Origin of the sequence: Campylobacter sp. CFSAN093259 (genome assembly GCF_012889985.1) — a bacterium.
GTDB lineage: Bacteria > Campylobacterota > Campylobacteria > Campylobacterales > Campylobacteraceae > Campylobacter_D > Campylobacter_D jejuni.
Map to the genome: position 1 here is coordinate 987,720 of NZ_CP040617.1, position 14,165 is coordinate 1,001,884.

Genomic DNA, 14,165 nt, shown 5'->3' on the forward strand with positions numbered 1-14,165 from the left:
TTTTTCCTTTAAATTTTAAAGCCCTAAATATTTCTTTCTAATCTCATCATCACCTATTAAATTTTTAGCCTCGTTTTCCATTACAATGCGACCATTTTCCAAAACATAAGCATAATCACTTATTTTTAATGCAGAATAAGCATTTTGCTCTACCAAAAGAATAGTTATACCCTCTTCTTTTAAACGCACAATAATATCAAAAACTTCACCCACAATCTTTGGAGCAAGTCCCAAAGAAGGCTCATCCAACATCAAAAGTTTTGGTTCACTCATTAAAGCCCTTGAAATCGCAAGCATTTGCGCTTCCCCTCCACTCAATGTTCCAGCTAAAGCATGCTTTTTACTTGCAAGTCTTGGAAAAAGTTTATACATTTGCTCTCTTAAATGCTCATAATTTTCAGCATTATTAAAAGCACCTATTTTTAAATTTTCCTCTACGCTTAAATTAATAAAAACACGCCTTCCTTCAGGAACTAAAGCTATACCTTTTTGAACTAAAGTATGAGTTAAATGCCTTTTAGTATCATAACCTAAGAAATTAACCTCACCAGTTCTTTTAACTGAGTTTAAAAGCGCATTTAAAGTTGAAGTTTTACCTGCTCCATTTGAACCTATAAGAGAAACAATATGACCTGTTTCCACTTTAAAATCAATCCCTTTAACAGCTTCAATTAATCCATAATAAACATGCAAATCTTTAACTATTAGCATCAAAATCCCCTAAATACGCAGCAATTACTTCTTTATGATTTACAGCATCGCAAAGTTTACCTTCAAAAATTGTTTTTCCATAATCAAGTACCAATACGCGATCACACAATTTATTTACAAATTTCATATCATGTTCTATAAGCAAAACGCTAATTTTATAATCTTTTCGTAATTTAAAAATGAGCCCAGCAAGTTCATCACTCTCAGAGCTATTCATCCCAGCGGCTGGCTCATCAAGCAATAATAATCTTGGTTGAGTAGCCATTGCTCTTGCAATCTCAACTTTTCTTTGTTGTCCATAACTCAAGCTAGTAGCCTTTTCATAGGCAAATTCTGCAATACCAAGTTCTTCTAATATTGCATAAGCCTTCTCTTTAAATACTTGTTCTATTTTTCCAAAACGCCCTAAATGCAAAAAGGCTTCAAAAATATTATATTTCATTTGTTTATTAAAACCAATAAGAACATTTTCAAGCACATTCATGCTTGAAAAAAGCCTAATATTTTGAAATGTTCTAGCTATTCCTAAATGCACAATCTTATGAGGTTTTAAGTGATCAATTCTTTCTCCTAGAAATTCAACCGAACCTGAACTAGGTTTATAGTTACCTGTTATAATATTAAAAAGAGTTGTTTTGCCAGCCCCATTAGGTCCAATTAAAGCAAAAATTTCACCCTCATTGATTTTAAAAGAAGTTTCATTAATAGCCTTAACACTACCAAAACTTTTTGAAATTTGTTTTAATTCCAAAATCATTTTTTGCTCCTTTTAAAACGCTTTTTAATCCCTCTAATCACATCACTCAACTCATAATAACCCATTATGCCTTTTCTTGCAAAAAGCATTACTAAAATCAGAACAATAGAAAAAACAACCATTCTAAGCCCTGGCGTTGATTGGATATCAAGATTTAAAGAATCTATTTTTATATTTAACTCATCTAAAAATCTAAGCCACTCACTTCCACCAATAACCAATATCGCACCTATAATAGCACCTGTAGTAGAACCAAGTCCACCTAAAACAATAATAATCAAAAGCTGAAAAGTAAGTAAAAAATCAAATTGAGTTGGAGATACGGTAGTCAACAGACAAGCTAAAAGTCCGCCACCTACACCTTCTAAAAATGCTGAAGTGCTAAAAGCTAAAGTTTTTATCCAAAAAGTATTTATTCCCATAGCGCTTGCAGCATCTTCATCATCTCTTATAGCCTTCATTGCACGACCATATTTAGAATAAACTATATTTAAAATTAAAATAACCGCTACAATAGCAATACCACCTGTCCAATAGATCGTGGAAAATTGTGGAATATCTACCAGCCCTCTTGAGCCATTAGTAATAGAAGGAAAATTAATAGCAGCTATTTTAATAATTATTCCAAAGCCTAAAGTTACAATAGCCAAATAATCCCCTCTCACGCGAAATACAGCAAAAGCCAAAATCAGGGCAAGTAAAGATGAACAAATTCCAGCCACAATTAAAGCTAGAATAAAGGAATTTGAATGGATAGCTAAAATAAAAGAACTAGGACCATCTAAAAAAAACTGATCATTTTTTGCATCAGCACTTAAAAGAACTAAAGCAGCCGCATAAGCTCCAATCGCAACAAATCCATTGGGTTCTAGTGAAAATTGTCCAGTTACACCATTAATAAGATTGTAACTCACAGCCAAAATAATAAAAATAGCAATTTGATTAACAATGTTTAATCCATAATCCCCAAAAATATAAGGAGAAATGAAAATAAAAATAATTGAAGCAATTAAAAAGATTAAATGTGAAACCTTAATTCTAACCATCATTAAAACCTACTCTTTTCAAAATTTATACCTAAAATTCCCGTAGGCCTAAATAACAATATAAACACCAAAAAAATAAAAGCAAATGCATCTTTAAAGCCTGATAAATCTGGAAAAAAAGCCACAACAACAACTTCAGTAAATCCTATAATAAGTCCACCCAAAACTGCACCTACTACAGAACCTATACCTCCTAAAACTGCAGCAGCAAAAGCTTTTAAACCTATTAAAGTTCCCATAGTAGGTTCAACAGAGTAATAATTTGCAGCCCAAAAAACACCCCCAACTGCTGCCAAAGCTGAACCTAGGGCAAAAACTATAGCAATAATACGATTTGCATCTATACCCATTAAATTTACTGTTTGTATATCAAATGCCAAAGCACGAATAGCTATACCATATTTGCTTTTATACAAAATCCATAACACTGCTATTAAAATAACAAATGTAAGAGCAGGAACCATTAAAGAACCATAAGTTGTTATCACTCCACCAAAATTAACACTTTCCTCAAAATAACTTGGCGGTGTAAAAGTTCTAGGTGTTGAAGTAAAAAGCATATTAAAAAGATTTTGCAAGAAAAAACTAATACCGATTGCTGTAATCAACAATGAAATTCTAGGAGCCTGTCTTAAAGGTTTATAAGCGATTCTATCTGTAGCTATTCCAACACAAGCAGCAAAAATCATTGCTAAAGACAAAGCTCCTAGAAAAGGAACATTTAGATTAGTCATGCAAAAAAGAGCCGCATAAGCACCAACCATCATAATATCGCCGTGAGCAAAATTAATAAGTCTTAACACACCATAAACCATCGTATAGCCAACAGCAATAAGAGCATACATACTGCCCAAACTAAGTCCATTAACAAGTTGTTGTAAAAATAAAGTAGAATCCATAATCTTTCTATTTTTCCTTTAAGGATTGATAATATCTTTATAATTTTGCTTCTGATTTTTAATTTCTTTAACCACTACAGAACGAGTTGCATTTCCTGTTTGATCAATACTGATAACACCAGAAACACCTTGATAATTTTTAGTTTGGTGAATTTTTTCATTGACACACTTACTAGTAAGATTTTCAACGCAAGCATTCATAGCATTTAGCATTACAAAATACGCATCAGCACCCATAGCCGAAAAATTTGGAACTTCTTTTGTTCCTTTAGCTTTTTCATAAACACTGATAAATTCTTTGCTTAATTTTGTAGTTGGATTATTAGCATCAAAACTATCTGTGAAAATATAACCCTCGCTTGCATCTCCAGCTAAACTAATAAAAGTTTGATCAGCAACTCCATCTGCAGAACCCATAGGAATATTTAAACCTGCGAGTTTTGATTGTCTTGCAAATAAAGAAGCTTCGCTATAATAAAGCGGTAAAAAAATAAATTCTGGATTTAAACTTTTAACTTGAGCTACAATAGCTCTAAAATCTTTATCACCTGAATTAACTCTTAAAATTCTAAGAATTTGACCACCATTAGACTTGTACTGTTTTTCAAAAGCTTTTGCTAAACCTAAGGAATAGTCAGTGCTTTGATCTACTACAATAACAGCACTTTTGTAATTAAGTTTTGAAAAAACATATTTTGCTAAAGATGAACCTTGAAAACTGTCCATAAAACATACTCGAGAAGAATATATTTTTTTATCAAGCAATCTATCACCAGTTGCAGCAGGAGCGATCAATGGAATTTTATTATCTTCTGCTACGCGCATAACTTGCAATGTATTAGCAGTAACCATTTCCCCTATAAGGCCTATAACTTTATCTTGAGAAACTAAACGATTTGCTCCACTCGAAGATTCTAATTTATCACCTTTAGTATCAATAATAGCAAGAGAAACCTTATCTCCATTACTTAAAGCTGATTGCATTGAATTTGCAAGTTTAATCCCTTCTAGTGCGCTTTGTCCATATGCTGCAGTAGCTCCGCTAAGCGGTAAAACAACTCCTATTTTGACTTCCGCAGCACTTAAACTTAAACTTAGAATACTTGCTAAAATTAAACTTTTTTTCATTCTCTACCTTTATTTTAGTAATTATGGATTTATAATTGTTTTATAATTTTGTTTTTGATTTTGAATTTCTTTAATCACAACAGAACGAATGGCATTACCGCTTTCATCTATGCTAATCACACCACCAACAGCTTGAAAATCTTTAGTTTGATGAATTTTGCTATTAATACATTCGCTGCTAAGATTATCAACGCAAGCATTCATAGCATTTAACATTACAAAATACGCATCAGCCCCCATAGCCGAAAATGCTGGAAGTTCTTTTGTTCCTTTAACTTTCTCATAAGCTGCAACAAAATCTTTTCCTAATTGTGTAGATGGACTGTTATAATCAAAACTATCAGTGAAAATTACTCCATTAACAGCACTTCCGCCAAGATCTATAAAAGTTTGATTGTTAACACCATCTCCTGCTGCTAAAAGTTTATCAAAACCAATTTGTCTTGCTTGTCTCGCAATTAAAGCAGCTTCAGGATGATAAATAGGCATATAAACAAAATCAGGATTTAAACTCTTAAGTTGAGAAACCACAGCTCTAAAATCTTTATCTCCTGAATTAATAACAAGTTTTTTTATAATTTTCCCACCATTATTCTTAAAAGAATTTTCAAAAGCTCTTGCCAAACCTAAAGAATAAACATTGCTTTGATCTATGATGATAACAGCATTTTTAAGTCCTAAATCCTTAGATACATAAGTAGCAAATTTATCTCCTTGAAAACTATCTTTAAAACAAACTCTACTTGCATATTTCTTTTTATCTAGCAATTTATCTCCAGATGCCACTGGAGCTATTAGGGGAATTTTTTTCTCTTCTGCTATAGAAATAGCTTGAATGGTATTTGGAGTTGTAGCTTCACCAATAATCCCAAGGACTTTATCTGTTGCTATTAAACGATTAACTCCATTTGAAGTTTCAAGCTTATCTCCTTTTGTATCTATTGTGATAAGTTTAATAACATCTCCATTTGAAAGTTTTGGCTGTAGCTTATTAGCCAGTTCAATTCCGTTAAAAACATCTTGCCCATAAGCTGCCACAGTTCCAGTTAAAGGTAAAACTACTCCTATATTAATATCCTTAGCATATAAGCAATTTACCATAGTTAAAACACTTAAAGTTAAAGTTAGTTTTTTCATAGTATTCCTTTTAATTATAGTTTTTACATTTTATTTTAGAAATATATTATGTTTTGTTTTTTGCGCAGGTTCTTCTTCAAGAAGATCTTTTACTTGCAAATCAAGCGCAAAATTTCCACCTTTAATATAAGCAATAATATTATCTATATCCTCGTGGCTTAAATTTCTAGCATAAAAAGCCATTTGAGAAGCTGTTGTAGAACTGCTACTATCAAGAGTATAACCTATCAAAGCTCCTTTAATATCCTCAGGAGACATATCTTTTAAAATTCTAGATCCTATAACACTCTTTTCAGCATTATCTCCATGGCAAGTATTGCATTTATTTTGAAAATACAAAGCCTTCGCTTTTTCCATATCATATTGCTTATTTGCATCAAAGGTATAAGTAAAAAATGATTTCAAGTTAATACCAAAAAGCGCAACAACAAATATTGAACTAATAAACAACCAGCGTGCAATCATGATTTTCCTTATTTTATTGTAATTTCTGTTTGTGTTTTATTTTGATATCTATGTGTTTTTTTGTTGTATTTTTTTTCTTTTTTAATATCATAGCGATAACGAACAGTCCCTGAAACTTCTATATCTTTAAAGACTTCATCTAACGGAGCTGCAAAAACAAAATGATTTAAAATCATACCAATTAAAAATATTTTTTTCATTTTTATTCTTTAAACACAAAAAAACGATTATATCAAAAAAAGATAATCCTTGTTAATGACCACCTTTGTGTAAAAAATAAAGTCCTACACAAAGAGCTAAAATCGATCCAGCAAGAAAAGCCATATCCACAGGAGTAGCAAATTTCATCTGTAAAACCCTTTGAAAGAAATTTACCACTAAGACCATAATGATAACTTTTGCAAGCTTGTCTTTTAATTGATCTAAGCTATGCACCTCTAAAACCTTGCTTTGTTTTGTTTGTTTAAATTCTTCTATTTCGCTGATAAAAAGCTCATAAACTCCAAAAGAAAAAATAAACAAAACTAAAGCCATAAGATAAAGATCAACAGCTCCTATAATTAAAGCCACCACATCCTCATGCAAATCGACATTAGAACCTGCATCAAAAAAATAATTATAAGTATAAAATATAACTTTTAAAACATCATAACTTGCAATAAAAAACAATACAAAAGCTCCAATTAAACCAAAAATTACGGGTAAAATTGTAACAATACGACTTCTAACAAGTAAAGATTCAAATATTTTCTCTAACATTTTTTTCCTTATTTATTTTTTAATTCTAACCATTTTTGCGCAATACGCACAGCATTTGTTGCAGCACCTACACGAATTTGATCCGCCACACACCAAAGATGGAGTATTTTTTTATCATACACATCAGCACGAATTCTTCCTACATAAGTTTCATTAGTATCGCTAGTCATTAAAGGCATAGGGTATTTTTTATTTTTAGGATCATCTATGACAATAACACTTGGTGCTTTTTTTAAAATTTCTTTAGCTTTTTTTACATCTATTTCTTTTTCAAAATGCATAGTAATGGCTTCGCTATGACTTCTTAAAACAGGCACTCTAACACAAGTTGCCGAAACTTCTAAATTTTTATGTAAAATTTTTTGAGTTTCATTGACCATTTTAAGTTCTTCTTTAGTGTAATCATTATCCATAAAAACATCAATTTGTGGAATAAGATTAAGTGCCAAAGTATAAGGAAAAGTTTGAGGTTCAAATTCATCAAGTTTAAAAGCAAAAAAACTTTGCATAGCTTCAACCAATTCTTGCATTCCTTCTTTTCCTGCTCCACTTGCAGCCTGATAGGTACTTACATCAACACGCTTTAAATTAAATGCATCATTTAAAGGTTTTAAAACTTGCACCATTTGTATAGTAGAACAATTTGGATTAGCAATAATCCCTGTTTTTTTCCAATCTTTAATATCCTCAGGATTGCATTCAGGAACCACCAAAGGAACATCTTTTTCCATTCTAAAATGACTTGTATTATCAATAACAACAGCACCAGATTCTACTGCAAATTTAGCATATTTTTCACTCACACTTGCACCTGCGCTAAAAAAAGCAATATCAATAGGATTTTCTTTAAATACATTTTCGGTAAGTTCTTTGACTTTATAAGCTTTGCCTTTAAATTCTACTTCACTACCTACACTTTTTGCACTTGCTAAAGGTAAAATACTTTCCACTGGGAAATCAAGTTCATCTAAAACATTTAAAAGCTCTTCCCCAACCGCACCAGTAGCACCCACAATGGCTATTTTTTGTTTTTTTGACATTACTTATCCTTTATTTGATATTTTTTAATTTTTTCATTTAAAATTTTTATATCCATACCTAAAATTTGAGAAGCTTGATCCTTGTCATAATCTACACTTAAAAGAACTTCACAAATCAATTCTTTTTCTAAATTCTTTACATCTTTTTTTATACTTCTAGCTTCTAAGAACAAATCTTCACTTGAAATTTCATCATTTTCACTTAAAATACAAGCTCTTTGTACAACGGATATTAATTCTCTAATATTACCAGGAAAATCATATTCAAGTAAAGCATTTTTAGCTTCTTGGCTGAGCTGTTTTTCCTTAAAATCATATTCTTTACAAGTATCTTCTAAAACCTTTTGAGCTATACCTAAAATTTCTTCTTTACGCTCTCTTAAAGGCGGGATATTAATAGGAACAGTGTTTAAACGATAATATAAATCTGAACGAAATTCACCATTTTTTATTTTTTCATCTAAATTTGCATTAGTTGCACTAATAATTCTTACATCTATTTTGATGCTTTTTGTACTTCCAAGTCGTGTGATTTCTTTTTCTTGCAAAGCTCTTAAAAGTTTAGCTTGAATTTCATAAGGCATTTCACCAATTTCATCTAAAAACAAAGTGCCCTCATTAGCCATTTCAAAAAGCCCTATTTTAGTTGCATTAGCATCAGTAAAAGCACCTTTTTCAAAACCAAAAAGCTCACTTTCAATCAAATTTGCAGGAATGGCTGCCATATTAATAGCAATAAAAGGCTTATTAGAGCGTTTAGAATGGGTGTGAATATAACGAGAAAATACCTCTTTTCCTACTCCACTTTCTCCAAAAAACATTACAGAGGCATCAGTTTTAGCCGCTTTTTGACTTAAATTTAATGTTTTTTCTAAATTAGGAGAAGTTGAAAAAAAATCTTTATTTTCTTCTTTTTTTTCATTTTTTTTGCTTTTTTTATCGGCTGTTTTTTCTCTTATGATTTTAGCACGCTTAATAGCCTCGACTAAAGTATCAACATCAAAAGGCTTGGTTAAAAAATCTTTTACTCCCAAACGAACCGCTTCTATAGCACGGCTTAAAGTAGCATTTCCTGTCATAATAATAAAATCATATTTATTTTCACAGGCTTTAACAAATTCTATGCCATCAATTCCTGGCATATTAATATCTGTAATAATCAAATCTGTATTCTCATCTATTTTTTTTAAAGCTTCAGTGGCAGATTTATAAGATTTAATATTAAATTCTTCATACTCTGCTAATGCAATTTCTAAGGATTTGCGCATATTAATATCATCTTCTACTATGACTAAATTCATCCTAAGCCTTTTAAAAAATTTCTACTATAGTATCCAATTTGCGCTTAATTTTGAATTTACTTTTTTTTAAGATAATAAATTATCGCATTTTGTTCGCCAAATTCTACGGTAAAACGCAAGGGTAAAATTTTAACATAAGTTTCACTTTGAGCACGTAATAAGCCAGTATTAACAATATCCTTAACACTGATTCTAGCTCCTATAAAGCAATCGCTTAATTCATCTTTATGAGAATTTAAAAAATTAAATTTAATTGTTTTTGGCATATTATCATCAATTAATCCTAAAGAAGTTCGAGGTAAAACTTTTAAATCTTGATCACTATAAGAAATTTCACATACCCATTGTTCTTCAACATTTTCGCTTTGCGTCATTGCTAAGGATAAATTTTGATTTTGATGAAAGAGAATGAAATTTTTACTAGAAAGCTCTGCCCAAAAAATAAATTCATCTTGGGCAAAAAGCTTAAAGCTAAGAAAGATTAATAAGCAAACAATTCTTTCCACTTGTCTGCATCGATTTTAAGTTCTAAGTTTACTCTATAAAGCCCTTGATTAAAATTCTCATCAATAATACTTGCATTTTTTATCAAACCATTTACTTGCGCAGTAATAGTTGAACTTCTAAGCATTGCATCTTTTACAGTGTCTTTACCATTCACTTTCACACCATAAAGCTTACTTGCAAGCTGTCTGTAAGCATCTGTAATCGCTGCTCTTTTTGCTAAAGCTAGGGCTTGAGCAGTAGAAACTGTATTCATCGGAGCAATCCCTTCACCAACTGCTGTAAAACTAAGTTCCGTTTCGCTAGCATCTGGAGCCAACATTTTTTCTTCTCTGATAATATCACGCACATCATCTTTATCGACTTTTTGCACGATAACATCTTGAGATGGAGCAGTGCTATTTGCACTTGAATTTTTAGTTGCACTGTTTGCACTTGGTACACAACCAGCGAAAATTCCTGCTATTGCTAGCATAAAATAAATTTTTTTCATTTTTACACCTTCAAAATATTGTAATTAGTAAAATAAAAAGCAATAAGCGTTCCAACTTTAAACTTATTGCAAATCTAAACCAAAGTTTTCATCGCTTAACTCATCCTCGTCATTTTCCTCTTTAGGACACTTAGCGATGCTAACCACCTCGTCATTTTCCACATTAACTACAATGACACCACTCGTATTACGCCCTGCTTTTCTAATGCTTTGCATATCAACACGTATCATCTTACCTGAACTTGTAAGAGCCATTAAATCCATAGTTTCATCTACTATAACTACGCTAATAAGATCTTTGGTTTTTTCTGTAAGTTTCATACAAATTACACCTTTGCCACCTCTGCTTTGCAATCTATATTCTCCAGCATTTGTGCGTTTTCCTATACCTTTTGCACTTATGCTTAAAATTTCTTGCTCATCATTTTCTATAACAACTGCACCTACTAATTCGTCATTTTTCTCTTTAAACTTAATAGCCGTCACCCCACGACTTACACGGCCGATTTCACGTACTTTAGCAAGTGGGAATTTGATACACATACCTTTTTTGGTTACTGCAAAGAGCATTTTACCTTGTGTGCTTACACTCTCTTCATTTTCAAGATTTTCATCATCTAAATTTTCAATTTCTTGATTTTCTAAATTTTCTTCACCACCAGTGGCAAAAATTTCATCTTCATCTCTTTGAACAATAATAGCAGTTACCAACTCATCATTTTCATCCAAGTTGATCGCTCTAACTCCTACACTTCTGATATTTTGATATTCACTCAAATTTGTACGCTTTACAATACCATTTTTAGTAAAGAAACATAAAGATTTACTCTCATCAAAATCCGTGGTTGGAATAATAGCCATGATTTTTTCTTCAGCTTGTAAATTGATAAGATTTACCACTGCTTTTCCTTTAGCCGTTCTTGAGCCTTCAGGAATTTTATAAACTTTAAGCCAATAAAGCTGTCCACGATCTGTTACAAACATAAGCGTATCATGTGTATTTGCCGTAAAGAAACTTTCTATAAAATCATCATCATAAGTCGTAACGGCTAATTTTCCTTTTCCACCTCGTTTTTGTTTTTCATATTGTTTACTAGGCACACGCTTAATATAACCACGATGTGTGATAGTTACAACCATATTTTCATTAGGAATCAAATCTTCAATATCAATATCATCGTAATCATCTTCAATTTGAGTAATACGTGGCACATCAAATTTACTTCTAATTTCTTTTAATTCATCGCGAATTAAATTTTCAAGCAAGGTTTCACTTTTTAAAATTTCTTCAAGTCTTGCAATTTCTTTCATTAATTCTGCAAGTTCATTTTCGATTTTTTCTCTTTCAAGTCCTGTTAAACGACCTAGTTTCATATCTAAAATAGCATTGGCTTGAAGCTCGCTAAGACCAAATTTAGCTACCAAAGAATCTCTTGCGGTATTATTATCAGAACTATTTTTAATTAAAGCAATCACTTCATCTATATTATCAAGTGCAATTTTAAGACCTTCTAAAATATGAGCTCTTGCTCTTGCCTTTTGAAGTTCAAAAATCGTTCTTCTAATAATAACTGTTTTTCTATGGGTTAAGAAAAGATTTAAAAGTTCTAACAAAGAGAAAATTTTAGGTTCTTTATTGTGAATTGCCAACATAATCACACCAAAAGTACTTTCCATAGTGGTAGATTTAAATAGATTATTTAAAACAATTTCACTCATAGCCTCACGTTTAAGCTCTATAACAACGCGGATTCCTTCTTTATTACTCTCATCTCTTACTTCAGATATTCCTTCAATTTGCTTTTCTTTAACAAGCTCTGCAATCTGCTCTATAAGCCTAGCTTTATTGGTTTGATAAGGAAGCTCATCTATAACAATAACATCTTTATTTGTCTTTTTTTCAATATGAGTTTTAGCTCGCACTTTCACACGACCACGCCCTGTGCGATAAGCTTCTATAATGCCTTTTTTACCATAAATTATTCCACCTGTTGGAAAATCTGGACCTTTGATAAACTGCATAATCTCTTCTAGGCTTGCATCTTTATTATCAAGCAAATATAAAAGTCCATCTATCAACTCATTTAAACTATGAGGTGGGATGTTTGTCGCCATACCTACAGCTATACCACTTGAACCATTTAATAATAAATTTGGAACCCTAGAAGGTAAAACATCAGGTTCGCTTTCTGAACCATCATAATTTGGAACAAAATCGACCGTATCTTTATCTATATCTTTTAAAAGCTCATGAGAAAGTTTACTCATTTTTGCTTCAGTATAACGCATCGCAGCGGCACTATCACCATCTATAGATCCAAAGTTGCCTTGTCCTGTAATACTTGGATATCTCATAGAAAAATCTTGAGCCATTCTAACCAAAGCATCATAAACTGCTGTATCTCCATGTGGGTGATAACGACCTATAACAGCACCCACTATACGGGCTGATTTGACAAAATCTGTTCTACTTTTTGCCTCATCATTTTGCATAGCATATAAAATTCTTCTATGAACAGGCTTTAAACCATCTCTTGCGTCAGGCAAAGCACGACCTATAATAACACTCATAGAATAGTCTAAATAACTACTTTTTATAGAATTTTCTATATCTACAAGTTCAATATCAGAATCTTTGCTAAAAATATTCTCCATAAAAATCCTTCTATTAGTTCAAAGTTTTGATTATAGCATATTAAACTTTTGCATCAGCTAAAACAAGAGCAAAAAGTACAGAAATTTTATTTTCTTCTAAAACTTTTTTAGCTTCCAAAAGGCTAGAACCAGTTGTTACAATATCATCTACTAAAATTACAGGTTCGTGAATGGTTTTTAAGAGTTTGTAATTTCTTTTATGTTTTTGACGAAATTCTAAACTTTTTCCAGAATATTTCACAGAATTTTGTGCTTTTAAAACATTAAAAACAGGTTTTACAAATTTTGTTTTAAGATATCTAGCTAAAATAGCAGAATGTGAATAAAGCATATCTTCAACCTTATCATCTAAAGCTATAACATTAATTGTCATTCTAGGATCAAAAAAATCTTTAAATTTTGCAAAACTTAATTTAGCAAGCATTTTATAAACAAAATAACCATAAAAATAATGTTTAGAGTGAAGCAAGTGTTGTATTTCATGGTATTTATAAAAAGAATAGACTTTGAAATTATTATCAAGCTTTCTTACATTTAAGGAAAATTCAGAAAGCTCTAGCTCGCATAATTCACAAAAGCAGAGCAGAGCAAAAGCTCCGCAATTTATACACCTCAAAGTTCAGAGATTAAACTAGCTGCTTTATTTGCCATTTGTTTTATTAACAAATGAGTATAAAAAGTTGTTTCTTTTAAATCATCAAAACCTTGTACATCTTGCTTGGTGCGGATTGTAAATTTCTTATTTTTATTTATATCACTAACTTGTAAAACTCCTACTAGTTTTGAATGTAATCCTATAGCATCTTGAGTTGCTCCATAAGATATAAATTCTAAATCAATCTTACTCACATAAGGTGAATTTTGATCGTTATTGTCAAGCACAACTATTCCTCTAGCTTCAAGTTCTTGTTTTAAATAAGTATAAAATACCGCATTAAAATTCACATCGACAAATAACTTTTTCCCTTTAGCATTTAAAACCTTTTGCCCTTCTTTTAAATCATAAAATCTATGTAAATAAACCTTTTTCAAAGCAATACCAGTGTCTAAAGTGCGTTTATTGGCACAACATTGAATTCCAACATCGCTAATGTATAAAAGCCCTTTAATCTTTGCTTCAAAACCACCAGGACTTTCACAAGAACTGCATTGAGAATTTTTAGAAATTTGATTAACTTGAGCAAAAGTATCTTGTTTAGTTGCACAAGCACTCAAAAATAAAATAGGCACTATAAAAATCAAAAATTTTTTAAACATTTTTTCTCCTTAG

The 14,165-nt window shown here is 31.3% G+C and carries 16 protein-coding genes; all 16 read right to left on the reverse strand.

All coding sequences use genetic code 11. The annotated features are described in order from the left end of the window. Window positions 1–15: 15 nt before the first annotated feature. A complete protein-coding gene (locus FBF20_RS05225) occupies window positions 16–711 on the reverse strand; it encodes an ABC transporter ATP-binding protein (RefSeq protein WP_002852965.1) in 696 nt (231 codons plus the stop codon). Beyond that, window positions 698–1,468, reverse strand: a complete 771-nt coding sequence (locus FBF20_RS05230; RefSeq protein ID WP_002852992.1) for an ABC transporter ATP-binding protein — start codon at window positions 1,466–1,468, stop codon at window positions 698–700. The genes FBF20_RS05225 and FBF20_RS05230 overlap by 14 nt, the downstream gene beginning before the upstream one ends. Continuing rightward, a complete protein-coding gene (locus tag FBF20_RS05235) occupies window positions 1,465–2,517 on the reverse strand; it encodes a branched-chain amino acid ABC transporter permease (protein ID WP_002853049.1) in 1,053 nt (350 codons plus the stop codon). The genes FBF20_RS05230 and FBF20_RS05235 overlap by 4 nt, the downstream gene beginning before the upstream one ends. After that, entirely contained in the window at window positions 2,517–3,413 is an 897-nt protein-coding gene (locus tag FBF20_RS05240; RefSeq protein WP_002852952.1) for a branched-chain amino acid ABC transporter permease, read from the reverse strand. The genes FBF20_RS05235 and FBF20_RS05240 overlap by 1 nt, the downstream gene beginning before the upstream one ends. An 18-nt stretch (window positions 3,414–3,431) precedes the next feature. Further along, on the reverse strand, window positions 3,432–4,541 hold the full coding sequence (locus tag FBF20_RS05245; protein ID WP_002852953.1) for an ABC transporter substrate-binding protein: 1,110 nt from the start codon (window positions 4,539–4,541) through the stop codon (window positions 3,432–3,434). A gap of 21 nt (window positions 4,542–4,562) precedes the next feature. Then, window positions 4,563–5,678, reverse strand: coding sequence for an ABC transporter substrate-binding protein (locus tag FBF20_RS05250; RefSeq protein ID WP_002853016.1), 1,116 nt, complete (start codon window positions 5,676–5,678; stop codon window positions 4,563–4,565). Between the two features lie 30 nt (window positions 5,679–5,708). Then, entirely contained in the window at window positions 5,709–6,143 is a 435-nt protein-coding gene (locus FBF20_RS05255; RefSeq protein ID WP_002853050.1) for a c-type cytochrome, read from the reverse strand. An 8-nt stretch (window positions 6,144–6,151) separates the two neighbouring features. Next, window positions 6,152–6,343 carry a mini-MOMP protein gene (locus FBF20_RS05260; protein ID WP_002853004.1) on the reverse strand — a complete coding sequence of 64 codons (192 nt, stop codon included), beginning with the start codon at window positions 6,341–6,343 and terminating at the stop codon, window positions 6,152–6,154. A gap of 52 nt (window positions 6,344–6,395) precedes the next feature. Beyond that, window positions 6,396–6,902, reverse strand: coding sequence for a YqhA family protein (locus FBF20_RS05265; RefSeq protein WP_002852919.1), 507 nt, complete (start codon window positions 6,900–6,902; stop codon window positions 6,396–6,398). 8 nt (window positions 6,903–6,910) lie between these two features. Continuing rightward, entirely contained in the window at window positions 6,911–7,942 is a 1,032-nt protein-coding gene (locus FBF20_RS05270; RefSeq protein ID WP_002890030.1) for an aspartate-semialdehyde dehydrogenase, read from the reverse strand. Then, window positions 7,942–9,243 (reverse strand): fla regulon two-component system response regulator, encoded by a 1,302-nt coding sequence (gene flgR, locus FBF20_RS05275; protein ID WP_002869455.1) that lies wholly within the window; start codon window positions 9,241–9,243, stop codon window positions 7,942–7,944. The genes FBF20_RS05270 and flgR overlap by 1 nt, the downstream gene beginning before the upstream one ends. Before the next feature lie 56 nt (window positions 9,244–9,299). Beyond that, window positions 9,300–9,749, reverse strand: coding sequence for a flagellar assembly protein FlgQ (gene flgQ / locus FBF20_RS05280; protein ID WP_002890032.1), 450 nt, complete (start codon window positions 9,747–9,749; stop codon window positions 9,300–9,302). Next, window positions 9,725–10,240: a flagellar assembly lipoprotein FlgP gene (gene flgP / locus FBF20_RS05285; RefSeq protein WP_002852972.1), complete on the reverse strand. Its 516-nt coding sequence runs from the start codon at window positions 10,238–10,240 to the stop codon at window positions 9,725–9,727. The genes flgQ and flgP overlap by 25 nt, the downstream gene beginning before the upstream one ends. Window positions 10,241–10,303: 63 nt before the next feature. Continuing rightward, window positions 10,304–12,895 carry a DNA topoisomerase (ATP-hydrolyzing) subunit A gene (gene gyrA / locus FBF20_RS05290; RefSeq protein WP_002890034.1) on the reverse strand — a complete coding sequence of 864 codons (2,592 nt, stop codon included), beginning with the start codon at window positions 12,893–12,895 and terminating at the stop codon, window positions 10,304–10,306. Window positions 12,896–12,935: 40 nt separating this feature from the next. Beyond that, window positions 12,936–13,511 carry a ComF family protein gene (locus FBF20_RS05295; RefSeq protein ID WP_002852959.1) on the reverse strand — a complete coding sequence of 192 codons (576 nt, stop codon included), beginning with the start codon at window positions 13,509–13,511 and terminating at the stop codon, window positions 12,936–12,938. Next, complete coding sequence (gene mapA / locus FBF20_RS05300; protein ID WP_002852941.1) at window positions 13,508–14,152, reverse strand: outer membrane lipoprotein MapA; 645 nt, start codon at window positions 14,150–14,152, stop codon at window positions 13,508–13,510. Before mapA ends, FBF20_RS05295 begins: the two co-directional genes overlap by 4 nt. Window positions 14,153–14,165: the final 13 nt, after the last annotated feature.